The organism is Micromonospora sp. NPDC023737, from assembly GCF_040639715.1.
Taxonomy (GTDB): Bacteria; Actinomycetota; Actinomycetes; order Mycobacteriales; family Micromonosporaceae; genus Micromonospora.
Genome location: NZ_JBFAAL010000024.1, coordinates 27,028 through 53,967, shown reverse-complemented (window position 1 = coordinate 53,967; position 26,940 = coordinate 27,028). Strand labels below are relative to the sequence as shown.

Below are 26,940 nucleotides of genomic sequence, written 5' to 3'. Positions count from 1 at the left end.
CACAAATGCGCAAGGCCCTGGTCGTCGTCAGCCTGCTACTGCTCGTCGCGTTCGCCCTGCAGTTCGTCTTCGCCGCCGTGGGCGCGTTCACGAAACCCGCGGGTGACAGCGCGTACAGCCTGCACAGCCTCAACGGAATGGCGGTCATCCCCGTCCTCACCCTGCTCACCATCCTGCTCGCCGTGCTGGCGAAAGCGCCGGGCCGACTCATCGGACTGGCGGTCCTGCCGCTCGGCCTCGTCGTCCTGCAGGCACTCCTCGCCATGTTCGCGAACGCCTTCACCGACGCCTCGGGTGCCAGCACCCCGGTCGGCCTGATCATCGCCGGGCTGCACGCGGTCAACGGAATCGTCGCGGTACACGTGGTGGTCGGCGTCCTCCGGGGAGCGCGCGAGCTGGCCGGCCCGGCCCCGACCGTCCCCACCAGCGTGCCCGTCCGGGAAGAGGAGCCGGCATGACCAGCGGCTCGCTGATCGCGGCCGACCTGGTCATCGCGGTCCTCGCGGCCGCCGGGTGGCTGGGCGGCGGGGCCACGGCCGCCGCCCGGCGCCGTCCACTCGCGCTGGGACTCGCCGCCTTCGCACTGGTCGCCACCCTCGCCCGTACGATCACCATCGTCGCGCTCGCCCGCGCCGGCTGGTGGTTCGCGGCAGAGAAGATCCTCATCGCCGGCCCGCTGTCGCTCGCGGCGGTGGCGGTCGCCGGACCGCGGCTGCTGCGGGCCCCGAGCGACATCCGGTCCGTCGCGGTTCCCCTCCTCTTCGCCGGGTACGCCGTGAGCAGCGCTCTGCTCGTGACGGTCCTGCACGGCTACCCGGCGTCGGCGGGCGCGGGACTGCTCGCCGTCGCCGGAGTCGCCGCGGCGACCGCGGTCACGTGGCGCGTTCTGGGTCCCCGTCCGTCCGGCACGGTGTCCCGCACGGTCCTCGCGGTGGGGGTCGCGGCCCTGGTGACCGGGACCGGGCTGGCCGTCGCCCCGAACCCGGCCTCCGGCGTACCCCACGATCATGATTATCGGGACACCCGGACCGTGGGCGAACCGACCCGGCGGTTCACCCTGACGGCCGGGACCGCCACGGTGAACGTGAGCGGCCGTGACGTCGCGGCGTGGACGTTCAACGGGCAGGTTCCCGGGCCGGAGCTGACCGCCACCGTCGGCGACGTCCTGGAGGTGACGCTGCGCAACCGGGACATCGAGCGGGGCGTCACGCTGCACTGGCACGGGTACGACGTGCCGAACAGCCAGGACGGGGTGCCCGGCATCACCCAGGCGGCGGTGCTGCCCGGCCAGGAGTTCGTCTACCGCTTCCGCGCCGACCAGGTCGGGACGTACTGGTACCACACGCATTCGGTATCCGACGTCGGCGTGCGGATGGGGCTCTACGGTGTCCTGGTGGTACGCCCGGCACCGGCGACCGGCGTCGACATGACGGTGCCGGTGCACACCCTGGCGGGTCTCCCGCTGCCCGCGCCGACGACGGAGCCGATCGAGGCCGGGGTGCCCGTGCGGCTGCGACTGATCAACACCGACAGCACGACACACCGGTACGCCCTCGCCGGCGCACCCTTCCGGGTCGCCGCGATCGACCGGTTCGACCTGCGCGGCCCGACGTCGCTCGTGGACACCGCCGTGCTGATCCCCGCCGGCGGACGCTACGACCTGGTGTTCACCGCGCCCGCAAACCCGGTGGCGCTGTTCGTCGACGGACGAACGGTCTACTCGACCGGACCGGTGTCGACGGCGACAGGCGAGTGGCCCGCGCTGGACCCGCTCACCTACGGCGCAAGCTCTCCGGTGCCGTTCTCCCGGTTCGACAAGAGGTTCAACCTCGTCCTCGACCGCGGCCTCGACCTGCGCGGACTGCTCCCGCGGTACGCGCACACCGTCAACGGCGCGGCCGATCCCGACATCCCACCCCAGGTCGTACGCCTCGACGACGTCGTCAAGTTCACCATCGTCAACCGGTCACTGGTGGTGCACCCGTGGCATCTGCACGGCCACCACGTCCTGGTGCTCTCCCGCGACGGCAAACCGGCGAGCGGAAGCCCGCTGTGGCTCGACTCGTTCGACGTACGCCCGGGTGAGGTCTGGGAGGTGGCGTTCCGCGCCGACAACCCGGGCGTGTGGGCCAACCACTGCCACAACCTGCCGCACGCCGACGCCGGCATGATGACGCACCTGATGTACGAATGACGATCTGCTATGGACTCGATGTGTGCGGTGCGCGGACCTGGTCCGGTAGCAGGCCGACGTCGGTGAACTGAATACCGCTGCCGGGCGGGGTCTCGAGGCCCTGTCCGGCAGCGGCCGAGGCCGATCGTCCTGGCCCACCGGGACGCACGGGGCCCCCGCGCGCTGGGTCGATGGACGGCCGGTCGCTAACCGGCGCCGGCCCGATAGCCGACCTGCGGCGACCCCGCTACGGAACGTACGTGGTACCCCCAACGGCGCAACGCCTGCATGACCCTCGCAGCCCCGGCAGGATTCGCCGAGTGGACGAACACCACACCGATATCGAACGGTTGCTCCTCGAACGCGGCCCGCTCCAGCACCTCGACAACCGGCCAGATCGTGTCGTCCCCGCCGAGGTCGTGATCCAACCACAGCTCGTCCAGCCGCTGGCCGCGGCTGCTCTCCAGGGCCTCGACGCCGGCCGAGCTCGTGCGCGCCACCTGCGCCTTGCGTCCATCGGCGAACGAACGCACGTCGTCAACCAGGATGATTCGCGGCAGCTTCTCGGTGACCACGCCCCCATCCTTCGCCCTGCCCCTCAACGCCGCCACAATTATCGAGGTCCGGCGCGGATCACCCCCGGAAATCCCCGCAGTAGCTAATGTCTCCCCCGTGGTTGATCATCACGGCGGCAACTGGACGTTGCACCGGCGCGACGACGACCGGGTGCTCGCTGATCTCGTCGTGACCGACGGCGGTTTCCCGTGGCTGAACGCTCGTGTCGACCCGGGGGAAGGACTCGCCGAGGTCAGGCCGCTCTTCGCGGAAGAACTGCGGCTACTTGATCGCATCGATGAGGACGTCGAGTCCTGGGAGCGTGCGTACGAGGCAGTCCGGAACGCCGTGACGCTTCGACGCCCAGACGGTGGCGATGTCGCCGAATTCCTCCTTCACATCGACGGCAACGAGGCGTGGTGGCGGTGGAGTGACGAGCCGTTCGACGAGGACGCCCTGCCGGGCTGAGCGAGACGCTGCGGTGCGTCACGCGACCCGGACGACTTCGGCCGACGGGGCGGGCTCGGGGGCGGACAGCTGCCTCCGTCTGGGCAGCAGGAGCGGGGTGGCGAGCAGGAGAACGCCGGAGGTGGTGATCGCGGCCAGCGGGCTGGTGAGTGAGGCGAGAATGCCCCAGCTCACCATCAGGGCGGCCTGCAGGAGTTTGCTGACGGCACTCCACGTGCTGAGGACCTGTGCGGTGTGATGCGCGGGAGTTCGTTGCAGGCGTTCCGTCGCGTAGATCGGGTTGAAGATGCCCATGCAGGTGATCAGCAGACCTTCGACGACGATCACGGTGAGTAGCCCGGAGACGCCCGGATGGGCGAACGCGAGACCGAGTGGAAAGAGCGACCGCAGCCAGCCCGAGACGATCATGACCCGGTACCGGCCGTAGCGGGTCACGAGGCGCGCGGAGAGCCGGGCGCCCACGAAGCCGGCGAGTGCCGGGACACCAAAGGCGAGACCGTACTGCCAGGCCGGAAAGTGGTACTGGCCCAGCAGGAGGACGGCCAGAAGCGGAGCGGTCGCCATGATCAGGCCGCCGACCAGGATCGAGTTGAGGAACAGGCGCCTCAGGGCGTGCTCGCGGAGGATGAACCGCCAGCCACCGAGAAGGTCGCCTCGGCGCAACCTGGTGGCACGGTCGCGCGGCGCCGCGACGTCGCCGCCGCGAATGCGGAGGACCCCGAGTGCGGACAGCAGGTAGCTGAGGGCGTCGGCCATGACGGTGACGACCGGGCCGAGCAACCCGACGAGCGCACCACCGAGGGGCGGGCCCACCGCGGTCGCCACCCAGCTCGTGCCCTCGAATCTCCCGTTCGCGACGAGGAGGTGATCGCTACGGACGAGGTACCTCAGGTACGCGCCGGAGGCGGCGGTGAAGGCGATGCTCGCGGTTCCGGAGATGACCGACACAACCAGCAGTTGGCCGTACGAGAGCAAGCCGAGGACGTACGCGATCGGGACACTCGCCATCGCGACGAACCGGATCAGGTCCATCGCGATCATCACCGGACGTTTCGCCCGGTGCTCGACCCACGGCCCGAGGGAGTACGCGACGACCGCCGCGACGGCGAGCCCGGCCGCCTCCAGGAGCGACACGGCGAATGCCGGCGCGTGCAGCACGTCGACCGCGATCAGCGGAAACGCGCCGAAGGCGAGCCACGTGCCGTAGGTACTGACGGCGTAGGCCGACCACAGCCGACCGAAATCGCGTCCCAACCGCACGCGCATGCGACCCCCTCGCGACAACCGTTCTTCGGGTCGCTGCATCACACCGGTCGAGCCGTCCCGGGAGCAAACAACCGGCTCCCGGGCGAGCCACAACCATCGGTTGTGAATACGTATGCTGGATCAATGGATACCGAGGCGGTGCGATCGTTCGTCCGTGCGGCCGAGCTCGGACAGCTGCAACGAGCGGCCGACGAACTCGGCGTGACGCAACAGGCCGTGTCGAAGCGGATCGCCACCCTCGAACGCGAACTCGACGTCCGGTTGTTCACCCGCACCGCCCGAGGGGTCGAGCTGACCCTCGACGGCCAAGCCTTCCTGCCGCACGCCCGGAACATCGTCACCGGCGCCGATCGAGCCATCAGCGCGATCAGGCCGGGCTCACGGGCCCTTCGCATCGACGTGCTCGGCCTGCGCTCCGCACAGGCAGTCGTCCTGCACGACTACTGGCGATCGCATCCCGAAATCGACCTCGACGTGGTGGCCCTCAGGGTCAACGACCCCCGCGTGGCCGTCGCCGCCGTCCAGGCGGGTGACATCGACGCCTCCTTCCGCTCGGTCACCGACCCGGCCATCCTGCCGCGCGACGTGCAGATGATCCACGCGTTCGATTCCCCGCTGGAGCTCCTGGTCGGCCCGAGGCACCCGCTCGCGTCCGCACGAACACTGACACCGTCCCAACTGCGCCGACACCGGATCTGGGTGCCGGGTATCGCGCCGCGAAGCGAATGGGCGGAGTTCTACGATCAGCTCGCCACCGACTTCGACCTCCGCATCGACGCCGCAGGCCCGAACTTCGGCAACGAGGTGCTCCTCGACATCCTCGCGGACTCCCCGGACGTGGCAACCCTCGTGGGCTCACGCGACCGGTACATCTGGCCGGCCAACCACGACCTGCGCCGCATCCCGATCGTGAACCCGACGCTCGCGTACCCGCTCTCGCTCATCCTCCGCCGAGCGGACCCACACCCGCGGCTCCGAGCGATCATCGACCACTTCGGAAGCCTGGCACCCGCTCCCGAGCCGACCTGGCGCCCGTCCTGGGCGACGACCCCACGCCACAGCGGCGGAAACCCCGACCGCACCCGACGCTGACAGTCGAGATCGAAACCGGCGCTCGAAAAGTCGGTGGCGCAGCGCCTCCGTGCGTCGCTAGCGTGCTGCCGGATCGAGTCGTCTAGGCAAGGACGTGCCGTTGTACACCCTGTGAGACCTCCCGAGCGCTGATTTGTCGCGCGTCGCCCAGGTGCGCCGCGCTCCTTCTTGCTGCGGACTTCTCACTGAAACCGGTGTGCTTCTGTGCTCAACAACTGGATGGTCGTACCCACCTGCCTGCCGCTCGTTCGTCGCCGCTGTCATGCGTGCGCGTCCGAGCACTTCCGGGCAAGCGGCAAATTTCGCGTCAACGCCAACCACAAACTCCTCGACGCCTGGCTCCTCGTTCTCTGCGCCGGCTGCGGGGAAACCGCGAAGCTCACGATCCTGGAGCGGACGAACGTGCGCTCCGTACGACCTGAGCTGCTGGACCAGCTGCATGACAACGACCCTGGCCTGACAGCTGAGCTGCTCCAGGATCCGGTCGTGCAGCACCGTAACCGCATCGCCCTCGACTGGGACAACGCCTGGCGCCTCGACACCGCCGGATCGGATCACCTGGACCGCGAGGTGGTTGACGTCTCGGTCCGCTTCGCGGCACGGATCCCGGTCCGGCCGGTGCGACTGATCGCTGAAGGTTGCGACCTTTCGCGGACTGAGGTCGAAAGACTGATCAGGGCGGGGAAACTCGTCTCGGCAGTCCGGTTGGGCGGCAAGCTCTCCGGCGACTTCACCTTCACGCTCAAGCGCTACAGCTAGGGACCTGGGACCTGTCCGGCATGATCCGGCCGGACAGGCCCCGGCCGAGCGCCGAGCGGTACGCGAACCATCGGGCCCGAACGATAGGTTGCTCGTCGCGTACGTCGCGAGCCGTCCCCGGACGCCCGCGACGTACCTCGACCGGCGAGTCCGGATTCCGGTGCTGACTACCCTGATCGCCGTGACGACGATCGAGCAGCTTGAGCGGGACGTCTGGCCCAACCCCGGTCCGGATGCGACCTTCCTCGTCAGGCGTTGCAACGAACTGCGACGTAAGCCGATAGCCGAGTTCACGGTCGAAGACCTGCGCATCATGCTCGGGCAAGAGATCGGCGTGTCGGCTTTGCTCCCCCACGCGGTACGAGTCCTGCTCCGCGATCCGTTGGCGGAGGGCGACTACTTTCCGGGCGATCTGCTCTCCAACGTGCTGCGGCTACCCGACCCGGCGTGGTCGAGCCTGGGCCCGGAACGGAAACAGCTGGCGATTGTTCTGGCTGAACTGGTCGCCGGTCCCCCGTTCTCCGACCCCGGCCTTCGTCCACGCGACCCGGACCGGCTACTTCGTGACGCCATCGTGCGGTTCCTCGGCCGATGAGCGCGAATCCCCACTGGACCGGAACTCGTGGACGACCTCGATCAGCCCGACGATGTGCTGGTTGAACTCATCGAGTTCCTCGGCCGGCACCCACAGCTCGGGCCTACGCCGCCGCCAGCGCCTCGTCGACCCACGCGGCACGCGTTGCAGGGATTCCTGTCGGTCCCGGCGGCTACAGTGCCGCCGTGACCACGACCGTTGACCCTGTCGGCGCGATGCCGACCGCCGCTGACGAGGCGCGACTCTGGGCCCTGATCGAGTCGGCATGGAAGTTGCTCGGCCCAGAGCCGGCCGTGCTGCGCCGGGCGCTGCTCGACCGCGACCCGGACGCCGAGGGCGACGAGCTGTACGCCATCGACGACTGGCTCGACCGGTTCCTCGCCAACCTTCACGCTCTCTCCGCCGACCTGTCGAGCCCGGAGCTGACCGACCTCGACCGGGTGGTCGAGCGGAAGTTGTACGACATCGATCGGGCCGACATCCACGAGGTGACCGACGGCTCGGACGACGGCTTCCTCTACGCCCGGGGGTTCATCGTGGCGCTCGGCGAGCAGTTCTATGAGGCGGTCAAGGCCGATCCGGCCGTGGCTGTGCTGGACGCCGAATGCGAGCCGATGTGCTACTTCTTCAGCCACCTGCACGAGGAGCGGTTCGGCAGTTGGCCGGAGACCGGCTCCGGGATATCCCGCGAGTCGGTGAGCAACAAGGCCGGCTGGCCCGACTGAGCACCGATGCCGCCTGCTCGACCGCCCCTGTCAGTGTTCGGCGTCGAGCGAGGAGGAGTCGGGGCCGTACTCCCGCTCCACAGTGGCTACCCGGACCCGGTAGTCCGCGTACCAGACGTCGCGACCGCGCCGCTGGGCGACCAGGTGCGCGGCGACCTGCTTCCAGCCCCGCGCCGCCGCCTGGTCCGCCCAGTACGACACGGTGATCCCGAGGCCCTCGCGGGCCGACTCGATGCCGAGGAAACCGGGCTGCTCCCGGGCCAGGGCGTCCAGCGAGGCGGACATCACGGCGTACCCGTTGTCGCCGGGGGTGCGGATCGACGTGAAGATGACCGCCACGTACGGCGGTTCCGGCGTCTCCGCGAAGGGATGGCTCGACATGGGCGCCAGAATGGCACGTCGGCCGGTAACCGGGGTGCGGCGTCGGGACGGCGGGCGTAACAATGCGCTGTGCTGATCGACCACTGGCCCCTGCTGGGGTTGCGCGTACGGACCGACCGCCTGGAGTTGCGGCTCCCGACCGACGACGAGCTGGCCGACCTGGCCGAGCTGGCCGTACGCGGCGTCCACCGGCCGGATGAGCGGCCTTTTCTGACCCCGTGGACGGACCTGCCGCCACGGGAGTTGGCGCGCAGGGTGGTGCAGTGGCAGTGGCAGACGCGCGGGGAGTGGACGCCGCAGAAGTGGAGCCTGCAACTGGCGGTGTTCGAGCACGACCGGCCGGTGGGTGTGCAGCAGATGTCCGCCCGTGACTTCGCCGTGCTCCGCGAGGTGAAGAGCGCGTCCTGGCTCGGCCTGGAACATCACGGGCGGGGCATCGGGCGGGAGATGCGGGCGGCGATGCTGCACCTTGCCTTCGCGGGACTCGACGCCGAGTACGCCGTCACCGAGTCCTTCGCCGACAACCCCGCCCCGTTGGCGATCTCGAAGAGGCTGGGCTACCAGCCGGACGGGATCAGCCGGGACGTGCTGCACGGCGAGGTACGGGTCTCGCAGCGGCTGCGGCTCGGCCGGCCGGACTGGGCGGCGGGCGACCGGCCCGCCGTGACCATCGAGGGTCTCGACCCCTGCCGGGAGCTGTTCGGGGTGGCGCCCACCGCCTGACGCGTGGAGCGGTCGTCACCGACCCCGCCCTACGGTGCCCGCCGCGATGGCAGCGCAAACACCTGGTAGAACCTGCGCATGGATCAGTTGACCGACCCGCTGGCCGGGCTCGATGAGGTCCCGTGGGAGTCGCTGCACCACGCGTACGGGCCGGCCGTCGACGTACCGGACCAGTTGCGGGCGTTGCGATCCGCGGAGGCGCCGGTCCGGCGCGCTGCGTTGTCCGAGCTGTTCGGCAACATCTGCCACCAGGGCACCCGGTGGGGAGCGAGCTGTCACGCCGTGCCGTTCCTGGCGGCGCTCGCCGACGACCCGGCCACCCCGGACCGGGCGGCGGTGGTCGACCTTCTCCGTTCGGTGGTGCTCGGCGACCGGCGCGACGACGAGCTGCCGTTCGAACCGCGGCGGGCCTTCGCCGCCGCCGAAGGGGTCACCGACGAGCAGGCGGCGCTGGTGGAACGGCACCTGGAGGCCGAGGACCTGTTCGACCACGAGGAAATCGCGGAACTGGCCGACGCCGTGGTGGTCCGGTGGGAGGCCGACGCCTTCCATGCCGGTGGCCGGCACACCGACCGGTACGTCCGCTGGCTGACCGACCCGGACCCGCTGCTGGCCGCGTACGCCGCCGAGCTTCTCGCCTGGTTCGCACCCGACGAGGCCGCGCTTACCGGACTCGTCGCCGTCCCGGACGAGGAGCTCCGGGCGGTGGCCCGGGCCAGCGCCAACCTGACCCTCGGCCACTGCCCGGTCAATTCGCAGCGGATCGACACCTGCCTCCGCGAACTGCTGTCCGGGGCCGTCCCGGTCGTCCGGGTCACGGCGGCGGTGGGGCTGGCGTACCGGCTCGGCGATCGGCTACCCGACCGGGCCCTCGACGTCCTCACCGACGCCCGCGGCTCGGACTTCGACGCCGACGTGGCCGGCTGGGACCGATCGGTACGTGGGTTCGTGGCGCTCGCGTTGCACCGGCTCGGTCTGGGCTGACGAGGACGGAGACGGCTTCACGCTTCACGGCCCCTGGCGCCGCCCCCTCACCGAGGTCGCGGATCGGGCCCGTGCACCCAGGCTGCGACCGGAGACCTCAGTCGCTGCTGCTGCCGGCCGCCTCGACGATCGAGACGGGAGTGCCGAGTTCGACGGTACGGGAGACGGTGCAGAGCCGGTCGTGCGACTGCTGCAGCGACCGGGGCAGCGCCTCGCGCGCCTTGTCGCCGTCCGCGCCCTCGGGGAACGTGACGTTGAACTCGACCGTGAGGTTCTGCATCCGGTTTCCGGTCTCGTCCCGGACCTTGTCGCCGGTGACCTTGACGGAGAACTGGGTCGGCTCGGCGCGGCGGCTGGTGATGTGGTCCACGTCGATCGAGGTGCAGCCGCCGATGGCCGCCAGGAGCAGCTCCACCGGCGTGAAGCTGCCTTCCTCGCCCGAGCCCATCGACAAGGTCCCGCCGCGGACGTTCCGTACGACGTACTTCCCCATGCTGGTGCGCTCGATCTCCACCGAGCGGAAGGTGTCCTCACTCATGACAGGCACGCTACCCAGGCCCCGGACCGCCCGGCCACCGGCCTGGCCGGCCGGCCCGACGGCGGCCCGTGGACCGGCGGCCCGGGATCACGTGGCTACTGCGGTGCCGCGGGGTAGGCGCGGGTCTCGGTCGCCTTCACCGCTGCCCAGACGCGCTGACCGGGCACGAGGTGGAGTTGTGCGGCGGCGAGCGGGGTGATGTCGGCGGCGAGATCGATCGGGCCGGCCAGTTGCACCCGGAGGTTGTCGCCGTTCGGCTGGATGCCGGTGATGGTGGCGGGCCAACTGTTGCGGGGGCTGCCGTCAGGGTGGTTCGGGTGCAGGGCGACCGCTGACGGCGGGAAGGCCACGAAGACGTCGCCGTCGTGCTGTTCGGCTGCCGTCAGCCGGAACGCGTCGCCGAGCAGGACGGTGTGTCCGCTGGCGCGACCGCGGTACAGGTTGAGGCCGACGAGGCGGGCGACGTAGTCGGTACGCGGCTGGGCGGTGATCGTGGCGGCGTCGCCCTCCTGGACCACCTGGCCGTGTTCGATGATGACGAGCCGGTCGGCGAGGACGAGGGCGTCGAGCGGGTCGTGCGTGACCAGCAGGGTGGCGCCGCGATGTGCGGCGAGGTGCTGTTGGAGCTGGGCGCGGGTGTCGAGCCGGGTGCGGGCGTCGAGAGCGGCGAGCGGTTCGTCGAGCAGCAGCAGCGCCGGGTCGACTGCGAGGGCCCGGGCGAGGGCGATCCGTTGGGCCTGCCCGCCGGAGAGTTGTCGGGGTTTGCGGCGGGCGTGTTCGGCGAGTCCCATCCGTTCCAGCCAGTCGGCCGCCTGGCGCCGTGCCTGTTGCCGGTTCAGGCCGCGCCGGCGGGGGCCGAACGCGATGTTGTCCAGCGCGCTGAGGTGGGGGAAGAGAAGGTAGTCCTGGAAGACCACCCCGATCCGGCGTTGCTCGGTGGGAGTCCACGTCCGGCGGCTCGGATTGTCGAGTTCGCGCCCGGCAAGGGTGAGGTGTCCGGCCGACAGGGCTAGCAGCCCGGCGAGGGCCCGCAGTGCGGTGCTCTTTCCGGCTCCGTTGGGGCCGAGCAGAGCGACGACCTCACCCGGGTTGATCGTCAGTGGCAGGTCGAGCCGGAAGGTCCCGCGCTCCACGACGAGACGGGCGTCGAGCAGCGGCCCGGTGACCTGCCGTTCCGCCGGCTGGACCGTGACGTTCGTGGTCATGGTGCGCTGATCCAACGGTCGCGGAGGCTGGCCAGGATCGCCACGGAGACGGTGAGCAGGATGAGGCTGAGCACGATGGCGGCCTCCAGGTCGGTTTCCAGGGCGAGGTAGACGGCTATCGGCATCGTCTGCGTACGCCCGGGGAAGTTGCCGGCGAAGGTGATGGTGGCGCCGAACTCCCCCAGTGCGCGTGCCCAGCACAGGACGGCTCCCGCGGCGACGCCGGGCGCGACGAGTGGGAGGGTGACGTGCGTGAAGGTGGTCCACCGGTTCGCGCCCAGGGTGGCGGCGGCTTCTTCGTAGCGGCTGTCGGCGCCACGTAACGCCCCTTCGACCGCGATGATGAGGAAAGGCATGGCGACGAAGGCCTCGGCGAGCACCACGCCGGTGGTGGTGAAGGGCAGGGTGACGCCGAATACCGAGTCGAGCCAGGACCCGAGCAGCCCGCGCCGGCCGAAGACGAGCAGCAGGGCTACGCCGCCGACCACCGGTGGCAGGACGAGGGGCACGGTGACCAGTGCGCGCACGATCCGCCGGCCGGGGAACTCGATCCGGGCGAGAAGCCAGGCCAGGGGCACGCCGAGGACCAGGCAGAGCAGCGTCGCGAGGGTGGCGGTCTGGAGGGACAGCCGCAGGGCGGTGAGGACGCCCGGTTCGGTGAGCCGTTGCGGTAGCGAGGTCCACGGGGTGCGGGCGAGCAGACCGGCGAGTGGCAGGACCAGGAAGAGCAGTCCGAGCGAGGCGGGCAGGAGCAGCGCCAGCGGTATGCGGGTCGTGTGCCGGGACCGTGGCCGTGGTGCCGTCCGATCGGGGCGCGCCACGGTGGTGTCGAGCCGGGACATCGGTTACGGGGCCTGGAATCCGGCTGCGGTGAGCACGGCACGGCCCGGGTCGGACAGCACGTGCTCGACGAACGCCTGCGCCGCAGGCTTGTTGGCCGAGTCCTTCAGCACGACGATCGGGTAGTCGTTGACCGCGCCGGCCGACTCGGGGAACTCGACACCGTCGACGTCCGCGGCGGCCGTCCTCGCGTCCGTGCGGTAGACCAACGCGGCGTCGACCTCACCCAACTTCACCTTGGACAGCGCGGCCCTGACGTCCTGTTCGAGGGTGACCGGCGTGAGTTTCACACCGGCCGCGTCGAGCGCCTTCCTCGCCGCCGCGCCGCACGGGACCTGCTCGGCGCAGAGCGCGACCTTGACCTCCGGCTTGGTCAGGTCGGCCAGGCCGCCGACCCGGTCGGGGTTCCCCTTGGGTACGGCGATGACGAGCTGGTTCCGCACGAAGGTCGTCGGGGTGCCGTCGCCGTAGCCCGCGTCGATGACGGCCTTCATGTTCGCCGGAGCTGCGGAGGCGAACACGTCGGCCGGGGCACCCTGGTTGATCTGCGTCGCGAGGGCGGAACTACCAGCGAAGCTGAAGGTGACCTTCGTCCCCGGGTTGGCCGCCTCGAAGTCCTTGCCGAGCTGCGTGAACGATTCGGTCAGCGACGCGGCGGCGAACACGGTGACGCTGCCGGTCACGTCGGAACTCGCGCTACCCGGCTCCCGGCCGGCGGACTTCCCATCACCACCGCAGCCGGCCAGGCCCAACACCGCCAGGGCGATGACGGCCGCCACGGCGGTGCGGAGACGTCGTGTCGTCACGAGCCGGTCCTCCCTCTGCTGCCCGCGTTCGCCGTGGGCTTCTCCACGACGACGGTGGTCGACTTGATGACGGCGACCGCCACCGATCCGACCTTGAGGTCCAGCTCGTCGACGGCCTCCCGGCTCATCAACGACACCACCCGGAACGGGCCGGCCTGAATGTCCACCTGCGCCATCACCGCGTCCTTGACCACGGCGGTGACGATGCCGCGCAACCGGTTACGCGCCGACGACTCCTCCGCGCGACTCTCCGGATCACCGGCCTGAGCCCGAACGAACGCGGCGAGATCGACCCCGTCGATCACCCGATGGCCCTGATCGTCCCGCGCGGCGGTGAGCCGTCCGGCATCGACCCAGCGCCGCACCGTGTCCACGCTGACACCGAGCAACTCGGCTGCCTCACCCATGCGAAACACCGTCACGACGGCCACCTTAGCCCATGGAGCTTGCGGCCCAGAAGGAGCCGATCGGGCCGTATCCGCAGCGCGCTATCCTCTGTCTGGGTCGCATCTGCATGGGGGTGTCGGTTCCTACGGCGCGGCTTGACGCATGACCCCGCACAGCGCGTCCAGCACGCCCGACCACGCACTGTCCGAGGGAGCCGCAAAGTTGATCACCAACGCGTCCCGCTCCGGCGGCTGCCGGTCGGGGTCCGCCTCCTCGTGGCGGAATTGCGCCATCCCACTGACTGCCAGGCCCTGCCGGGCCGCCGCCTGAACGGCCAGGCCTTCGGTCCCGGGCGGGAGTTCGAGGACCGCCTGCAGCCCGGCGGCCATGCCGGTCACTCGGATGCCGGGAGCATTCTGCGCGAGGGCCGCGACGAGTTGGTCGCGGCGGCGCCGGTAGCGCAGCCGCATCGAGCGCACATGGCGGTCGTACGCGCCCGAGGCGATGAACTCGGCGAGCGTCAACTGCTCCAGCGCGCTCGACCAGTCGACGTACCCCTTGGCCGCCGCGATCTCCAGGACCAACTCCTCGGGCAGCACCATCCAGGCGAGCCGCAGCCCCGGTGCCAGCGACTTGCTCACCGTGCCGAAGTACACCACCCGCTCCGGGTCCAGCCCTTGCAGCGCGCCCACCGGCTGACGGTCGTATCTGAACTCCCCGTCGTAGTCGTCCTCCAGGATCAGCCCGCCGGTGGCACGCGCCCAGTCGACGGCCGCCGCACGCCGGTCAGGGTGCAGCGCGACTCCCGTCGGGTACTGATGCGCCGGTGTCAGGAGCACCGCCCCGACATCGTGCAAGCGCGCCAAGTCGTCGGTGCGCGCGCCACGTTCGTCGAGGTAGAGGGGCGGGGTGCGCAGGCCGGCGCCGGCCAGCAGGTCGCGGTAGAGGTCGAAGCCGTAGGACTCGACCGCCACCGCCTGCACCTGCCGCGCCCCGAGCACCTGCGCCATCAGCGTCAACCCGTGGTAGAAGCCGGCGCAGATCACGACCCGCTCCGGCTCGGCGAACACCCCGCGGGTCCGCGCCAGATAGTCCGCGAGAGCGGTGCGCAACTCCAACCGACCCAAGGCGTCGCCGTAGCCGAAGGCGCCGTGCGGCGCCGCGGTCAGCGCGCGGCGCGCCGCGGCGAGCCACTGCGTGCGGGGAAACTCCGCGAGGTCAGGCGGACCCGGGAGCAGCCCGTGCGTCGGACGGCGCGGGATCGGCCTCGTACGGCGCTTGGCGGGCGGGGCGCTGCCTGGCTCGACCCGCCTGGCCACCCGGGTCCCGGAGCCTCGCTGGGCGGTGAGCCAGCCCTCGGCGACCAGTTCGGCGTAGGACTCGGCCACGGTGTTACGAGCGATGCCGAGATCGGCGGCGAGCGAACGGGACGACGGCAGCCGGGTGCCGGGCGCCAGCCGCCCGGTACGCACGGCCTCCCGCAGGGCGTCGCTGAGCCCCGCGCGCAGGCCGGGTCCGCTGAGTTCCAGATGCAGGTCGGCACCGAACCCGGAGGGCGGGCTGGCCGCCGAATTGGCCCGAGAATCTGTCATGGAAGTGGACCATACTCCAGGGCCAATTGGCGCGTAGCGTGTTGGTCATGAATCCGAACGCATCCCCTTCAGAGGGGTGAAGATGACTGCCTCCACTTTCCGCGCCCTGCACCACGGCCGCGCCGCCGGTGACCCGCTCGTCCTGCCGGGGCCGTGGGACGTGGCCAGCGCGCGGGTCTTCGCCGACGTCGGCTTCTCCGCGCTCGCCACCCCGAGCGCCGGGATCGCCGCTTCGCTCGGCTACGACGACGGCTCGACCCCGCCCAAGGAGATGTTCGCCGCGGTGGCGAGGATCGCCCGGGCCGTTGCCGTGCCCGTGTCCGCCGACATCGAGGGCGGTTACCGCCTCGCCCCCGGGGAGTTGGTCGGGCGGCTGATCGAAACGGGTGCCGTCGGCTGCAACCTGGAGGACTCCGAGGGGCACGCGCTCGAGGACCCGCAGCGGCACGCGGATTGGCTGGCCGAGGTGCGGACGGAGGCGGGTGACGCTCTCTTCATCAACGCGCGCGTCGACACCTTCCTGTTCGGGACGGGCGACCCGGTCGACGCCGTGGCACGCGCCCGCCTGTACATCGCCGCCGGCGCCGACTGCGTCTACCCGCTCATGGCACCGCCCGAGGTGTTGCCGGTGTTGCGGGAGAGCATCGAGGGGCCGCTGAACGCGGCTGCCGGACCGGACGGGGAGTCCGTGGCCGAGCTGGCACGGCTGGGCGCAACGCGCATCACCTTCGGTCCGAGGATGCAGCGGCACGCGATGGAGGCGACCGACGCACTCGCGGTACAGCTGCTCGCCGAAAGCCCGGCGCTCCGTGCGGACGCGGGCCGGGAATAACCGAGCCCCCGGGTCGAACCGGCACCTCGGCGCGCGTCGCCCGTTTATGGCACCGCCGCCCAGCAAGGCGCCGCGGAGCACGTCCTCCAGCGTGACCGGGCCAATTCGCGTACAGCAAATCACTACAAGGAGAGAACATGAGGATTTTTCTTGCCGGTGCGTCCGGAGTGATCGGGCAGCGGCTGATTCCCCGGCTGGTCCAGGCCGGACACGTGGTCGGTGGCATGACGCGCTCGGCCAGCAAGGTCGAGTTGCTGGCTCAGCTCGGAGCCGAGCCGATCCTGTGTGACGTGTTCGACCGGGACGCGTTGATCCAGGCCGTTCGGGACTTCAAGCCGGACGTCATTCTGAACGAACTGACCGACCTGCCGGACGAGGTGGAGAAGATCGGTGATCATGCGGAGCTGAACGCTCGCATCCGGACCGAGGGAAACCAGAACCTGATCGAGGCGGCACGGCGGAGCGGATCGCCGAAGATCCTGGCCCAGACCGTCGCCTGGCAGTTGCCCGACGGACCCGATGCCCTGGCCGTCGCCGAACTGGAGCGCTCCGTGCTCGCCGAAGGCGGCGTCGTACTCAGCTACGGGCAGTTCTACGGGCCCGGCACCTACAACGAGCAGCACATTCCCGCGGAGCCTCGCGTCCAGATCGACCGTGCCGCCGAGCGGACGGTCGAGCTGTTGGGCGAGCCGTCCGGCGTCGTCGTCATCACCGATTAGCGTCGCCATCCGCTCGTCGAGCCGCCCCGAACCGGGGGGGGCGATCGAAGGCCTGGCTGACGACAGCCCGGCTCGACGACGGAGGCGAGTCCCCGCGACAAGGGCACCCGGCGACCGGGCCGACCCCCGCAGAGCGGTCGGCCCGTTGTCCTGCTCCGGTGCACACCGTACTGATTTCCCACCCACCGCGCTCCTGCGCGGCCTCTCCAAGGAGCCTGTCCTGTCCACATCTCAGCTGACCACGGAGGCACCCACGACCCGCGCCCGACGCACCCTCCCAGGCGGGCTGGCGTTGACGGGTACGGCGCTCGCGTTCACGAGTCTGTACCTCGCGGCGGGCGCGCTTACCCCACTGCTCGTGGTCTACAAACAGCAGTGGGAGTTCTCACCATCGCTTCTCACACTGGCGTTCGCCGTCTACGCGATCGGCTTCCTCTCCGCCGTCCTGACGCTGGGGTCGCTGTCCGACCACATCGGCCGGCGCCCGGTGCTGATCGGAGCTCTGGCCATCCAGCTCGCCTCGAACGTCCTCTTCCTCGTCGCCTCGGACATCGGGTGGGTGATCGCCGGTCGCGTCGTACAAGGAGTCGCCAGCGGCGCGGCGACGGCCGCCTTCACCGCAGCGCTCGTCGAGCTCGCCCCACAGCACAGGAAGAGACTCGGCACGGTCCTCGGCAGCGTCGGCCTGACCGGCGGCCTGGGCATCGGCTCCCTGCTGGGTGGCCTCGCCATCCAGCTGACGCCCGCGGCGAACTCGATCGTCTTCACCGTCCTCATCGTCCTCACGGTTCTCGGGGGCTTCGTCGTCGTTCTCTCCCCGGAGACCATGACGCGTACCCCCGGTGCGCTCCGCTCGATGGTTCCGCACCTTGCGGTCCCGCCTCCCGCCCGCAAGGAGTTCCGTGCGGCGGTGCCGGTGGTCGCCGCAGTCTGGATGCTCGCGGGCCTGTCCGGAGGGCTGGCCCCGAGCATGGTGCGCAGCGTCTTCCACCTGGACAGCGCCCTGCTCAACGGCCTGGCCGGGTTCGTGGCACCAGCTGTGTCGACCCTCGTCGGACTTTCGTTCGGACGCGTCCACCCTCGGCGAGCGATGACCATCGGCATCTACGCGTCGATCGTCGGGGCCCTCGGCATCATCGGTGGCGTGTTCGTCGGCAGTCTGGCGATCATGATCATCGGTCAGGCCATCGCCGGTGTCGCCTTCGGCGCCTCCTTCACCGCAGCCCTGCGCCTCATCATCCCGCTCGCCGCAGCGCACCAACGCGGAGGCATCGTGGGCGGCGTCTACGTCGTCTCCTACGCCGCCTTCGGGATTCCGATCGTCATCGAGGGCCAGCTCGCCGGTCCTCTTGGCGAGATACCGGCAGTCGTCTGCTACACGGCACTGACCGTCATCCTCGCGTTCACCAGCCTCGTCGCCCAGACCCGCATCAAACCAACCAACTGAAACTGAGGCGCACGAACCGGCGGATCAGCCGCCGAAGGAGAGCCAGCGGAAACCGGCCGCGTCGACGACCGCCTGTTCCCGGCGGCTGAGCCGCGCCCGGCCGGTGGTCTTGCGGATCAACGTCAGCCGGTCCCACCCCAGCTCGGGCGGGACCGGCCGCCCACCGGTGAGCAGCCCGGCGATCACCTGCGCGGCCGTCGGGGTGAGCCACGGCTCCAGCGCAAGCGCGGCGGCCAGGTCCAGGCCGTGCACGCCGACCTCCACCACCCGGGTACGCAGGAACTCGGTGACGCTCATCGCGTCGCCGTGCCGGGTACGCACCACCCGGTCGGCGGGCGCGGCCGCGACCGCGACCTCGGTCGCCCGCCAGGCCCGTTCGAAGTCCGCCACCAGCGCCGCGCCGTCGAGTTCACGGGCCTCCCGCCGGCCGCTGTCGATGCGGGCCACGTCGACCTCCGGGGTGAACTTCGGCGCGCCGAAGTACGTGGCCGCGTCCACCTCCGCCTCGGGTGGGGCGGGCGCGGCGAGCATGTCGGCGAGCCGGCCGGCACCGCTGCGGACGTGGGCGAGCAGTTCCCGTACGGTCCACGGCCGGCAGTCGGTGGGCCGGTCCAGGTCCGCCTCGGAGAGGCCGGACAGCACCTCACCCAGCCGAGCGCACTCGTCGCGGAAAGCCGCCCGTACCGTGTCCACCGGTCCTCCCCTCACCGACTGCGCCCCGTACCCTCTCACGGCGACGCCCGTCCGGTGCATGCCGGCCGTTTCGGCGCCCGCCCGGCGGGTACGCGCGCAGCGGACTCGACTGAGGGAGGCGCCACCGATGGCCGGAATCATGATGCGCAGCAGCGCGTTCAACGACCACGATCTGCTGCCGGCTCGCTTCTCCCGCGAGGGCGGCAACATCTCACCGCCGCTGGAGTGGTCACAGGTGCCCGAGTCGGCCAGCGAACTGCTCCTGCTCGTGGAGGACCCGGACGCCGGCCGTACGCCCTTCCTGCACTGGTTGGTCACCGGCATCCGGCCGGCCGCCGCAGGGCTGGCGGAAGGGGCAGTGCCCAAGGGCGCCCGGGAGTGGCCGAACGGCTTCGGTGAGGTCGGCTGGGCCGGTCCGCAGCCGCCGCGCGGCGACGATCCGCACCGCTACTTCTTCCGCCTGTACGCGCTGAACAGCCCGTTGGATCTGCCGGACGCGCCGCAGGCGACCGACGTGCACGAGGCGGTGGCCGGTCACGAGTTCGCCAGCGGCACCATGGTCGGCACCTACGGCCGTTGAGCGCGTCTCAGCCCTGGTGGCGCGGGACCAGCCGGTGCACCATGGCGAGGACCAGTACCATCACCACCGCCATCGTCCCCGCGATGCCGGCCGCGCTGCCGGCGTAGGCGACGAAGAGCGCCCGCCGGGTGAGTTCCTCCGGTTCGACGGCGCGCAGGTCCGTCAGCCAACCCAGGGACAGCCCGGCGATCACCAGGGCGATCACGCCGCCGACGCCGAGCACCGTCGAGGCGACCCGGTGGGCGTCGGCGGTGGAGAACTGCGCCTGTTCCCGCTGTGTGAACAGCAGAACCAGTCCGGCCACTGCCGCCCAGACGCCGACGACGAGGAACGCGGCCAGCGCGTCGCTGGGCCGGTGCCAGCCGGCGGAGAGGGTCGCCACTCCGGCGGCGGCCGCGTAACCGGCGCCGACGAACGCGCCGAACGCCCGTACCCTGGTCGGCAGGACGAGCACCAGCGCCACCGCCACGGAGGCCGCCACGGCGGCGTGCCCGCTCGGCAGGCTGTTGCCGGCGTAGACGCGTTCGAGGTCGATGCCGAGGTCGGGGCGGGACAGGCCGTACTTGAGCAGTTGGGTGGTCACGTTGGCGCCGGCGATCAGCAGGGTCGCGGTGATCGCCAGCGCGATCCGGCCGCGCATCAGGGCGATGAAGCCGATCACGGCGGTCGCGGCCAGCAGCGAGACCACCGACATGGCGTTCAGGATCCGGTCCACCGGTTCGTCGATGCGGTCCTGCCCGATCCGGTTGCCCGTCAGCGCCACGGTGTCGACCCACTGGCCGAGTTCGGTGTGCACCGCCACCCGCCAGGTCACGAGGAACGCGGCCACCTGCACCAGAACGAACACGACAAGCCAGACCGCCGTCCAACCCCTCGCCGTCGCCCGCACGGGCCAACGTTAGCGAGCGCTGCCGCGTGGGCGATGGGTGGCCCACCCGCTTCGTGCGGTTAGGTTGGAAGCGAGGTGAGGAGGGTGACGGTGACCGGCGCACGGCAGGATGACGGCCCATCCCCGGCCGACGCCTCCGAACATTCGGCAGCCGCCGATCAGGGCCGGCCGGAGTCCCTCGCCGACCTGCTCGGCGGCCGCCACGGGGCGGTCGACGCAACGCTGCCGCCGGTCGCGTTCGCGGTGGGCTGGCTGCTGGGCGGCGAGTCGCTCTGGGTCGGGGTCGGTGCCGCGGTGGTCGCCGGGGCCGGGGTGGCGGTCTGGCGGCTACGTCGGGGGGACCGACCTCGGTCCGTGCTGATCGGGCTGCTGGCGGTCTGCGTGGCGGCGTTGATCGCGTTGCGCACCGGCCGGGCGGCCGATTTCTTCCTGCTCCAACTGCTCTCCAACGCGGCCAGCGCGCTGGCCTGGGCGGTCAGCATCGTGCTGCGCTGGCCGCTGCTCGGCGTGGTGGTCGGCGCCGCGCTCGGCCAACGCACCCGGTGGCGGCGGGACGCGGCGCTGGTGCGGGCGTACGGGCGGGCCAGTTGGATCTGGACCGCCACCTACCTGCTTCGCGTCGCGGTCTTCGTTCCGCTCTATCTCGGCGGGCAGGTGGTGGCGCTGGTGGTGGCCCGGGTCGCGCTCACCTGGCCGCTGGTGGCCGCGGCGTTGGCGGTGAGCTGGGTGGTGGTACGCCGGTCGCTGCCGGCCGGGCATCCCGGGCTGCGGCATCCGGTCGATCCGGCGCGACGCTGACGTCGTACGGCAGAAAGAGAGGCCGCCACGGGGGGAGCGGCCTCTCCAGTGACGTACGTTACTCCGTCGAGGTCCGGCGTGTGATCCCACGTCAGCCACTTTTTCGCGCCTGTTTTTCCGAGGGATGGCCGGATGGTTGGTGCGGAGCGCCGACCATCCGTGCTGCCATAATCCTGGGAGCGCTCCCGCCCTCGGCGGGCGCCCGGCGCACAAGGAGAACAGATGCCGATGCCCACCCCGCTGCGTTTCCCACCCGGCTTCGTCTGGGGAGCGTCCACGTCCGCCTACCAGATCGAGGGGTCGGTGAAGGAGGACGGCCGAGGCGAGTCGATCTGGGACACCTTCAGCCGGACCCCCGGGCGTACCCGCAACGGCGACACCGGCGACGTGGCCGCCGACCACTACCGCCGGTACCGCGAGGACCTCGACCTGATGCGCGACCTCGGGCTGGGCAGCTACCGGAATGCGGGCCAGTGCTCTGGCCTTCAGGCCGGGGGTGAAGGCCCGCGCTGGGAGGGCCGTGAGGCCGGAGCAGTGCTTTAACCGGCATGGTTCTGCTGCTCGATGTACTGTTTTACGGCGTTCAGCGGTGCGCCGTCGGCGGAGCCTGCGAAGTACGAGCCTGACCACAGTTTGTTGGTCTGGTAGTAGTGGCGCACGAGGTCGGGGAACTCCTGCCGTAGGCGGCGCGAGGAGACACCCTTGAGGCTGTTGACCAGCCGGGCGACCGCGATTTTGGGCGGGTAGTTGACCAGCAGGTGTACGTGGTTGTTCTCGCCGTTGAACTCGACCAGGTCGGCTTCGAAGTCGGCGCACACGTCCCGCATGATCGCCTCCATTCGGGTCAGGTGCCGGTCGGCGAACACGTTGTGCCGGAGCTTCGTGACGAAGACCAAGTGGACGTGCATCGCGAAAACGCAGTGTCTGCCCGTGCGAATGTCTTGACGTTCAGCCATAGACCAACATGATACCGTGGCGGTCGTGCAGCTCCGTTACAACTACCGGGTCTACCCGGACACCGCCCAGCGCACCGCGCTGGCGCAGGCGTTCGGGTGCGCCCGCGTGGTGTTCAACGACGGGCTGCGTCTGCGCCAGCAGGCACGCGAGGCGGGTGAGAAGTACGTCTCGGACGCCGAGCTGTCCAAGCGGGTCATCACCCTGGCCAAAACGACCCCGCAGCGGGCATGGCTGGGCGAGGTATCCGCCGTGGTGTTACAGCAGGCCCTGACCGATTTGAACAGCGCCTACCGCAACTTCTTCGCCTCGGTCACCGGCAAGCGCAACGGCCGCAAGGTCGCCCCGCCCCGGTTCCGGTCGCGCAAGGACAACCGGCAGGCCATCCGCTTCACCAAGAACTCCCGGTTCAAGGTCCTCGACAACGGCCGTCTGCGTCTGCCGAAGATCGGCGACCTGGACGTGCGATGGTCGCGGCAGTTGCCCTCGGACCCGTCCAGCGTGGCGATCATTCGGGACGCTTGCGGGCGGTACTTCGCCTCGTTCGTCGTGCAAACCGGTGAGGACGAGACGTTGCCGCCGGTCGAGTCCGAGGTGGGCATCGATCTGGGGTTGACGCACTTCGCGGTGCTCTCGGACGGCACGAAGATTACGGCGCCGAGGTTCCTGCGCCGCGCGGCCCGCAAGCTCAAGCGGTTGCAGCAGGCCCTCTCCCGCAAGCAGAAGGGCTCGAACAAGCGCAAGAAGGCCGTCGTCAAGGTCGCCCGCGCCCACTCGCGGGTGGCCGACACCCGGCGGGACTGGCAGCACAAGCTGTCCACGACGATCGTTCGCGAGAATCAAGCGATCTACGTCGAGGACCTGTGCGTTGCCGGTCTCAGCCGGACCAGGCTCGCCAAATCGGTGCACGACGCCGGGTGGGCCGGCTTCACCGCCATGTTGGAGTACAAGGCCGCACGTTACAGGCGTACGTTCGGCCGGGTGGACAGGTTCTTCCCGTCCACCCGGATGTGCTCGGCATGTGGCCGCATCAGCGAGAAGATGACGCTCAACGTCCGGTCGTGGGACTGTCCCTGCGGAGCAGCCCACGACCGGGACGTGAATGCGGCATTGAACGTGTTGGCCGCCGGGCAGGCGGACAACGGAAACGACCGTGGAGCGCAGGTAAGACCGGGACTCGTCCCGGCGCCGCGCGGGGAAGCGGTAACCCACCCGGACGCCGCGTGTTCCACACGCAGCGTGGAGGGAATCTCCGTCCCTTAGGGCGGAGAGGATGTCAAGAGAACCGCCTCTACCTCCGTCCGTCCGTCTTCACCGGCCGCTCTCCACACGACGTGCTCGCGGACCTCGGGCCGCAGAGCCGGATGGTGCAGGGCATCGCCGACGGGGACCTGGACATCATCTCGTCACCGATCGACATCCTCGCGGTGCAGTACTACACGCCGATCTACGTGACGGCCGGCGGCGGCACCGCACGACGCTGGCCGACGTCGGAGGCCGACTGGCAGCAGATCTACCCGCAGGGCATGTACGACATCCTGACCCGGGTCACCCGCGACTACGGGCCGGTCCCGCTCACCGTGACGGAGAACGGACTGCCCACAACGGACACCCTGGACGCCGACGGCACCGTCGACGACGCCGGACGCGTCGCCTTCCTCCGGGACCATCTCGCCGCCGCGCACCGGGCGGTGACGGCCGGGGTACCGCTGGAGAGCTTCCACGTCTGGTCGCTGCTCGACAACTTCGAATGGGACGAGGGGTACGACCAGCGCTGGGGCCTGGTGTACGTGGACTACCCGACCCAGCGGCGCATCCCCAAGCGCAGCGCCCACTGGTACCGCGCCGTCATCGCCGACAACGGCTTCTGAGCAACGACTCACCGCCCCGGGCCCGGCACGCCGAGCCCGGGGCCGGGGCCGTGGGTCACCGGCCACCGGAGAGGAACCCGAAGGTCAGCGCGGCAACGCCTGCTGCAACTCGGCCCGCAGCGCCGGAGTGAGCATCTCCCCCGCCTGCTTGGCCAGCCGGGCCATCTCGTAGCCCACCACGCCGATGTCGGCGTCCCCGGCCGCGAGGGTGGCGAGGATCGACCCGTCCCGCACCTGCATGACGAGGAAGTAGCCCCGGCCCATCTCGACGACCGTCTGCTTGACCACGTCCCCGTCGAAGATCTGCGCCGCGCCCGAGGTGATGCTCATCAGCCCGGAGGTCACCGCGGCGAGCTTGTCCGCATTGTCCCTGGGCAGATGGTCGGAGATCGCCACCAGCAGCCCGTCCGAGGAGACCACCGCGGCGTGGGCCACCCCCGGCACCCGCTCGGCGAAGCCGCTGACCAGCCAGCTCAGGTCGCGCGCCTCCTGACTCAAGGTCGTCACTGTCGTCCTCCTTCACTGCGCCCACCGGTAGGCGGCACAGGTATCTCGGTGGTGTCCTCCGCCTCTGCCCGCCGTACTCCGCTGTAGAGGCGGGAGAGCATTCCGCCGACCGCATCCGGGTCCGGGTCGTGCGTCGACGGTCCCGGCTGCGGCCTGATCGACCCGCTCATCGCCGCGAGCTGGGCCATCGGCACGCGCGTCGGTAGACCACGTGCGTTCACGCCCCCCGTCACCGGAGTCGCGGGCGACATGGCCGGCCCGGGCCGAGCGGGTGCCGACGGCGCCTTCCGGGACCACCAGCCGCCACCCGTCCCGCCCGAGGCGGGCGTGAGCACGTCCTCGGCCCGGACCGGCACCGGTCGTCCCTGCCGGGGCGCCGCGACCGGCCGGCGGCCCGCCACCGGCTGATCGTCCGCGCCGCCCGCCGCAGCCAGGGCATTCCCATTCGTCAACATCCGGGCCGGGACCGTCCCCGCCACCTGTTCCGCCGACGCCGGAGCCAGCAACGAGCCCGGCAGCCGGAGTACCGCCACCAGGCCATGCTGACCGCCGTGCAGCCGCACCCGGACGCCGAGACGGGCCGCCAGGTGACTGACCACGAACAGGCCCATCCGTTCGACGGTCGCGACGTCGGCGGCCGGCGGCGTGGCGAGAACGCCGTTCGCCTCGGCCAGCGCCGCCGGACTCATGCCCAGCCCCCGGTCGGTGACCTCGATGACGGCGTCCGCGCCGTCGGCGTGCGCGTTCACCGAGACCACGGTGTCGGGCCGGGAGAAGGCGGTCGCGTTCTCCAACAACTCGGCGAGCAGGTGCACCAGCTCCCCGACCGCGTGACCGACCAGGTGCAGATCGGGCACCGACTCGTGGCGAACCCGTCGGTACTGCTCGATCTCGGCGGCGGCGGCGAGCAGGACGGCGCCGAGCGCGACCGGCCGTTGCCACCGCCGGGTGGACTCCGTACCGGCGAGCACCAGCAGACTCTCGTCGTTGCGCCGCATGCGGGCCGCCAGGTGGTCGAGCTTGAACAGGTTCTCCAGCTGGTCCGGGTCGTGCTCCTCGCGCTCCAGGTCGTCGAGCAGTTCGAGCTGCCGCTCCACCAGCACCTGGCTGCGCCGGGCCAGGTTCACGAACATGGCGTTGACGTTGCGCCGCATCGCCGCCTGCTCGACCGCGACGCTGACCGCGCTGCGGTGCACCGCCACGAACGCCTCCGCCAGCTCCCCGATCTCGTCCAGCGAACGGACCACCGCCGGGGCGACCTCGATGTGCGGCACCCCACCGGTGACGGTTCGCAGCCGGTCCAGGGCGTCCGGCAGCTCGACCTGGGCGATCCGCAGGGCCTGGCCGCGCAGCAGACGCATGGACCGGGCGATCGACCGACCGATGAGCAACGAGATGAGCACGGCGACCAGCAGCACCGCGACGATCCCGCCGGCCACCAGCAGCGTCGTACGCAGCTGACCCGCCGCCGCGTCGTCGGCCTGCCGGACCGCGTCGACCAGCACACGTTCCTCGGCCTGCCGCAGCAGCTCCTGCCGCTGCTCGCTGGCCGACCACCACTGCGACGCGGGCAGTACCGCGGGCACCGCCCCGCCGGTGGGCAGGCTACGCTCCTCCAACTCGGCGGCGGCGCTGAACGCCGGATCGACCGACATCCGGTCGTACCGGCGAATCTGCTCGGTGGTGGCGGCGACCCGGAACGCGCCGAGCGCGGTGAGCTGCTGGGCACGAAGGTCGGAGAGGACGACCTGGTCCTCCGAGCCGTACCGGCCGGCCCGGGCGGCCGCGTAGAGCTCGGCGCGGATCCGGGAGGAGAGCTCCTTGACGCGGGCGAACTGCACGTAGCGCAGCACCGCGTCACTGAGCGCCGTACGACCCTGACCCGGATCCGGTTCGGCGAGCAGGTCGAGCAAGGTGCCGACCGCCCGGTGGTAGTTGCTCAGAATCGTGTCGCTGCTGAGCACCGCCGGTGGCACCGCGGGACGGATGTAGACGATCCGGTCGTACGCCTCGAGCACCTCGGAGTACGCCACCCGCCACGACGCGTCCGCGTCCGCCAGCGGCTCCGCCGCCCGGCGCAGGTCCGCGACGGCCCGGTCGGTGGCCGCCTGCAACGGCTCCAACGCCTCGATGGCGGCGGTACGGTCGGCCGCGCCCGCCGCGCGGCGCAGCTCGGCGAGCTCACCGGCCGTGCGGTCCCGTTCCTGCTGGACACGGTGCACCGCGGCGGTGATCTGCCGACCGATGCCGACCTGCTCGGCGAAGTCACTGAGCACGGTGGTCTGCCCGACCAGGGCGCTGGTCTGCACGCCCGCCAACACCAGGAACGCCACCGACGGGACGACCAGGACGGTGGCGAGCTTCGTGCCCATCCGCCAGTCGCGCAGTCGCAACGGCGAGCGGCGCCGGTGCGGCACGACCCGTTCGCCGAAGTGACGACGGCGATGGTTGGGCACCGCCCCGAGCGCCGGGCCCGCACCTACGCCCACGCTGCCTCCTCCCCTCGCGTCCACCGCGACCGGGGAGCGGAGTCCATCCAACCAGGCGCGGGAGCGGTGTCA

General features: G+C 70.8%; 29 protein-coding genes and 3 pseudogenes. 17 read left to right on the top strand and 15 right to left on the bottom strand.

All coding sequences use genetic code 11. The features are described from left to right. Positions 1-5: 5 nt before the first annotated feature. Positions 6-458, top strand: a complete 453-nt coding sequence (locus AB0F98_RS29830) for a DUF6220 domain-containing protein (protein WP_357742249.1) — start codon at positions 6-8, stop codon at positions 456-458. Continuing rightward, complete coding sequence (locus tag AB0F98_RS29825) at positions 455-2,194, top strand: multicopper oxidase family protein (RefSeq protein WP_357742247.1); 1,740 nt, start codon at positions 455-457, stop codon at positions 2,192-2,194. Before AB0F98_RS29830 ends, AB0F98_RS29825 begins: the two co-directional genes overlap by 4 nt. A 185-nt stretch (positions 2,195-2,379) precedes the next feature. On the opposite strand, the gene AB0F98_RS29820 is transcribed toward AB0F98_RS29825, so the two are convergent. Beyond that, on the bottom strand, positions 2,380-2,748 hold the full coding sequence (locus AB0F98_RS29820; RefSeq protein WP_357742245.1) for a cyclic-phosphate processing receiver domain-containing protein: 369 nt from the start codon (positions 2,746-2,748) through the stop codon (positions 2,380-2,382). Between the two features lie 97 nt (positions 2,749-2,845). Between AB0F98_RS29820 and AB0F98_RS29815 the strand changes: the two genes are divergently transcribed. Next, positions 2,846-3,196, top strand: coding sequence for a hypothetical protein (locus tag AB0F98_RS29815; protein ID WP_357742242.1), 351 nt, complete (start codon positions 2,846-2,848; stop codon positions 3,194-3,196). Between the two features lie 18 nt (positions 3,197-3,214). On the opposite strand, the gene AB0F98_RS29810 is transcribed toward AB0F98_RS29815, so the two are convergent. Then, positions 3,215-4,462 carry an MFS transporter gene (locus AB0F98_RS29810; RefSeq protein ID WP_357742239.1) on the bottom strand — a complete coding sequence of 416 codons (1,248 nt, stop codon included), beginning with the start codon at positions 4,460-4,462 and terminating at the stop codon, positions 3,215-3,217. Between the two features lie 123 nt (positions 4,463-4,585). Here AB0F98_RS29810 and AB0F98_RS29805 point away from each other — a divergent pair, with 123 nt between their 5' ends. The 3 genes from AB0F98_RS29805 (at position 4,586) to AB0F98_RS29795 (ending at position 6,908) form a co-directional block, all read left to right on the top strand. Then, positions 4,586-5,554 carry a LysR family transcriptional regulator gene (locus tag AB0F98_RS29805; protein ID WP_357742236.1) on the top strand — a complete coding sequence of 323 codons (969 nt, stop codon included), beginning with the start codon at positions 4,586-4,588 and terminating at the stop codon, positions 5,552-5,554. A gap of 204 nt (positions 5,555-5,758) precedes the next feature. After that, positions 5,759-6,313, top strand: a complete 555-nt coding sequence (locus tag AB0F98_RS29800; RefSeq protein WP_357742233.1) for a DUF1062 domain-containing protein — start codon at positions 5,759-5,761, stop codon at positions 6,311-6,313. Positions 6,314-6,494: 181 nt separating this feature from the next. Then, positions 6,495-6,908: a contact-dependent growth inhibition system immunity protein gene (locus AB0F98_RS29795; RefSeq protein ID WP_357742230.1), complete on the top strand. Its 414-nt coding sequence runs from the start codon at positions 6,495-6,497 to the stop codon at positions 6,906-6,908. Here the strand turns inward: AB0F98_RS29795 and AB0F98_RS29790 are convergent. After that, positions 6,870-7,007, bottom strand: a pseudogene (locus tag AB0F98_RS29790) (ADP-ribosylation/crystallin J1); the annotation flags it as partial. The gene AB0F98_RS29795 and the pseudogene AB0F98_RS29790 sit on opposite strands and share 39 nt — an antisense overlap. Before the next feature lie 86 nt (positions 7,008-7,093). On the opposite strand from AB0F98_RS29790, the gene AB0F98_RS29785 reads away from it, so the two are divergent. Then, entirely contained in the window at positions 7,094-7,633 is a 540-nt protein-coding gene (locus AB0F98_RS29785; protein ID WP_357742227.1) for a DUF4240 domain-containing protein, read from the top strand. A 30-nt stretch (positions 7,634-7,663) separates the two neighbouring features. Here the strand turns inward: AB0F98_RS29785 and AB0F98_RS29780 are convergent, their stop codons facing one another. Continuing rightward, positions 7,664-8,014: an antibiotic biosynthesis monooxygenase gene (locus AB0F98_RS29780; RefSeq protein WP_357742224.1), complete on the bottom strand. Its 351-nt coding sequence runs from the start codon at positions 8,012-8,014 to the stop codon at positions 7,664-7,666. 69 nt (positions 8,015-8,083) lie between these two features. Between AB0F98_RS29780 and AB0F98_RS29775 the strand changes: the two genes are divergently transcribed. Further along, a complete protein-coding gene (locus AB0F98_RS29775) occupies positions 8,084-8,737 on the top strand; it encodes a GNAT family protein (protein WP_357742221.1) in 654 nt (217 codons plus the stop codon). 78 nt (positions 8,738-8,815) lie between these two features. Next, on the top strand, positions 8,816-9,721 hold the full coding sequence (locus AB0F98_RS29770; protein WP_357742218.1) for a hypothetical protein: 906 nt from the start codon (positions 8,816-8,818) through the stop codon (positions 9,719-9,721). A gap of 97 nt (positions 9,722-9,818) precedes the next feature. Here the strand turns inward: AB0F98_RS29770 and AB0F98_RS29765 are convergent, their stop codons facing one another. The 6 genes from AB0F98_RS29765 to AB0F98_RS29740 all read right to left on the bottom strand — a co-directional run bounded on the left by AB0F98_RS29765 (position 9,819) and on the right by AB0F98_RS29740 (position 15,089). Beyond that, entirely contained in the window at positions 9,819-10,259 is a 441-nt protein-coding gene (locus tag AB0F98_RS29765; protein ID WP_357742216.1) for an OsmC family protein, read from the bottom strand. A 95-nt stretch (positions 10,260-10,354) separates the two neighbouring features. Next, on the bottom strand, positions 10,355-11,464 hold the full coding sequence (locus AB0F98_RS29760) for an ABC transporter ATP-binding protein (RefSeq protein ID WP_357742213.1): 1,110 nt from the start codon (positions 11,462-11,464) through the stop codon (positions 10,355-10,357). Then, positions 11,461-12,306 (bottom strand): ABC transporter permease, encoded by an 846-nt coding sequence (locus AB0F98_RS29755; protein WP_357742211.1) that lies wholly within the window; start codon positions 12,304-12,306, stop codon positions 11,461-11,463. The genes AB0F98_RS29760 and AB0F98_RS29755 overlap by 4 nt, the downstream gene beginning before the upstream one ends. Positions 12,307-12,309: 3 nt before the next feature. Further along, complete coding sequence (modA, locus tag AB0F98_RS29750; protein ID WP_357742208.1) at positions 12,310-13,110, bottom strand: molybdate ABC transporter substrate-binding protein; 801 nt, start codon at positions 13,108-13,110, stop codon at positions 12,310-12,312. Next, entirely contained in the window at positions 13,107-13,532 is a 426-nt protein-coding gene (locus tag AB0F98_RS29745; RefSeq protein WP_357742205.1) for a TOBE domain-containing protein, read from the bottom strand. The genes modA and AB0F98_RS29745 overlap by 4 nt, the downstream gene beginning before the upstream one ends. A 108-nt stretch (positions 13,533-13,640) precedes the next feature. Further along, entirely contained in the window at positions 13,641-15,089 is a 1,449-nt protein-coding gene (locus tag AB0F98_RS29740; protein ID WP_357742202.1) for a PLP-dependent aminotransferase family protein, read from the bottom strand. A gap of 82 nt (positions 15,090-15,171) precedes the next feature. On the opposite strand from AB0F98_RS29740, the gene AB0F98_RS29735 reads away from it, so the two are divergent. The 3 genes from AB0F98_RS29735 (at position 15,172) to AB0F98_RS29725 (ending at position 18,087) form a co-directional block, all read left to right on the top strand. Continuing rightward, complete coding sequence (locus tag AB0F98_RS29735) at positions 15,172-15,921, top strand: isocitrate lyase/phosphoenolpyruvate mutase family protein (protein ID WP_357742200.1); 750 nt, start codon at positions 15,172-15,174, stop codon at positions 15,919-15,921. Positions 15,922-16,058: 137 nt separating this feature from the next. Next, the gene (locus AB0F98_RS29730) at positions 16,059-16,640 is read left to right on the top strand and encodes an NAD-dependent epimerase/dehydratase family protein (protein WP_357742197.1); all 582 of its coding nucleotides are present in this window, start codon (positions 16,059-16,061) and stop codon (positions 16,638-16,640) included. 292 nt (positions 16,641-16,932) lie between these two features. After that, positions 16,933-18,087 (top strand): MFS transporter, encoded by a 1,155-nt coding sequence (locus AB0F98_RS29725; protein ID WP_357742194.1) that lies wholly within the window; start codon positions 16,933-16,935, stop codon positions 18,085-18,087. Between the two features lie 24 nt (positions 18,088-18,111). Here AB0F98_RS29725 and AB0F98_RS29720 read toward each other — a convergent pair whose 3' ends face one another. Then, positions 18,112-18,840 (bottom strand): maleylpyruvate isomerase N-terminal domain-containing protein, encoded by a 729-nt coding sequence (locus AB0F98_RS29720; protein WP_357742191.1) that lies wholly within the window; start codon positions 18,838-18,840, stop codon positions 18,112-18,114. Positions 18,841-18,907: 67 nt separating this feature from the next. Between AB0F98_RS29720 and AB0F98_RS29715 the strand changes: the two genes are divergently transcribed. Continuing rightward, on the top strand, positions 18,908-19,360 hold the full coding sequence (locus AB0F98_RS29715; RefSeq protein ID WP_357742189.1) for a YbhB/YbcL family Raf kinase inhibitor-like protein: 453 nt from the start codon (positions 18,908-18,910) through the stop codon (positions 19,358-19,360). A 7-nt stretch (positions 19,361-19,367) separates the two neighbouring features. Here AB0F98_RS29715 and AB0F98_RS29710 read toward each other — a convergent pair whose 3' ends face one another. Continuing rightward, positions 19,368-20,249, bottom strand: coding sequence for a phosphatase PAP2 family protein (locus AB0F98_RS29710; RefSeq protein ID WP_357742186.1), 882 nt, complete (start codon positions 20,247-20,249; stop codon positions 19,368-19,370). A 186-nt stretch (positions 20,250-20,435) separates the two neighbouring features. On the opposite strand from AB0F98_RS29710, the gene AB0F98_RS29705 reads away from it, so the two are divergent. Then, positions 20,436-21,047, top strand: coding sequence for a DUF3159 domain-containing protein (locus AB0F98_RS29705; protein ID WP_357742302.1), 612 nt, complete (start codon positions 20,436-20,438; stop codon positions 21,045-21,047). A gap of 222 nt (positions 21,048-21,269) precedes the next feature. Then, positions 21,270-21,509, top strand: a pseudogene (locus AB0F98_RS29700) (family 1 glycosylhydrolase); the annotation flags it as partial. Positions 21,510-21,586: 77 nt separating this feature from the next. On the opposite strand, the gene tnpA reads toward AB0F98_RS29700, so the two are convergent. Beyond that, on the bottom strand, positions 21,587-22,003 hold the full coding sequence (tnpA, locus tag AB0F98_RS29695) for an IS200/IS605 family transposase (protein WP_357742183.1): 417 nt from the start codon (positions 22,001-22,003) through the stop codon (positions 21,587-21,589). 25 nt (positions 22,004-22,028) lie between these two features. Between tnpA and AB0F98_RS29690 the strand changes: the two genes are divergently transcribed. Both AB0F98_RS29690 and AB0F98_RS29685 read left to right on the top strand, forming a co-directional pair. After that, positions 22,029-23,264 carry a transposase gene (locus tag AB0F98_RS29690; RefSeq protein ID WP_357742180.1) on the top strand — a complete coding sequence of 412 codons (1,236 nt, stop codon included), beginning with the start codon at positions 22,029-22,031 and terminating at the stop codon, positions 23,262-23,264. Between the two features lie 17 nt (positions 23,265-23,281). After that, positions 23,282-23,872 (top strand): annotated as a pseudogene (locus AB0F98_RS29685) (family 1 glycosylhydrolase); the annotation flags it as partial. 84 nt (positions 23,873-23,956) lie between these two features. Here AB0F98_RS29685 and AB0F98_RS29680 read toward each other — a convergent pair. Both AB0F98_RS29680 and AB0F98_RS29675 read right to left on the bottom strand, forming a co-directional pair. Continuing rightward, on the bottom strand, positions 23,957-24,370 hold the full coding sequence (locus tag AB0F98_RS29680; RefSeq protein ID WP_217696862.1) for a roadblock/LC7 domain-containing protein: 414 nt from the start codon (positions 24,368-24,370) through the stop codon (positions 23,957-23,959). 5 nt (positions 24,371-24,375) lie between these two features. Continuing rightward, complete coding sequence (locus AB0F98_RS29675; RefSeq protein WP_357742177.1) at positions 24,376-26,868, bottom strand: nitrate- and nitrite sensing domain-containing protein; 2,493 nt, start codon at positions 26,866-26,868, stop codon at positions 24,376-24,378. Positions 26,869-26,940 lie beyond the last annotated feature (72 nt).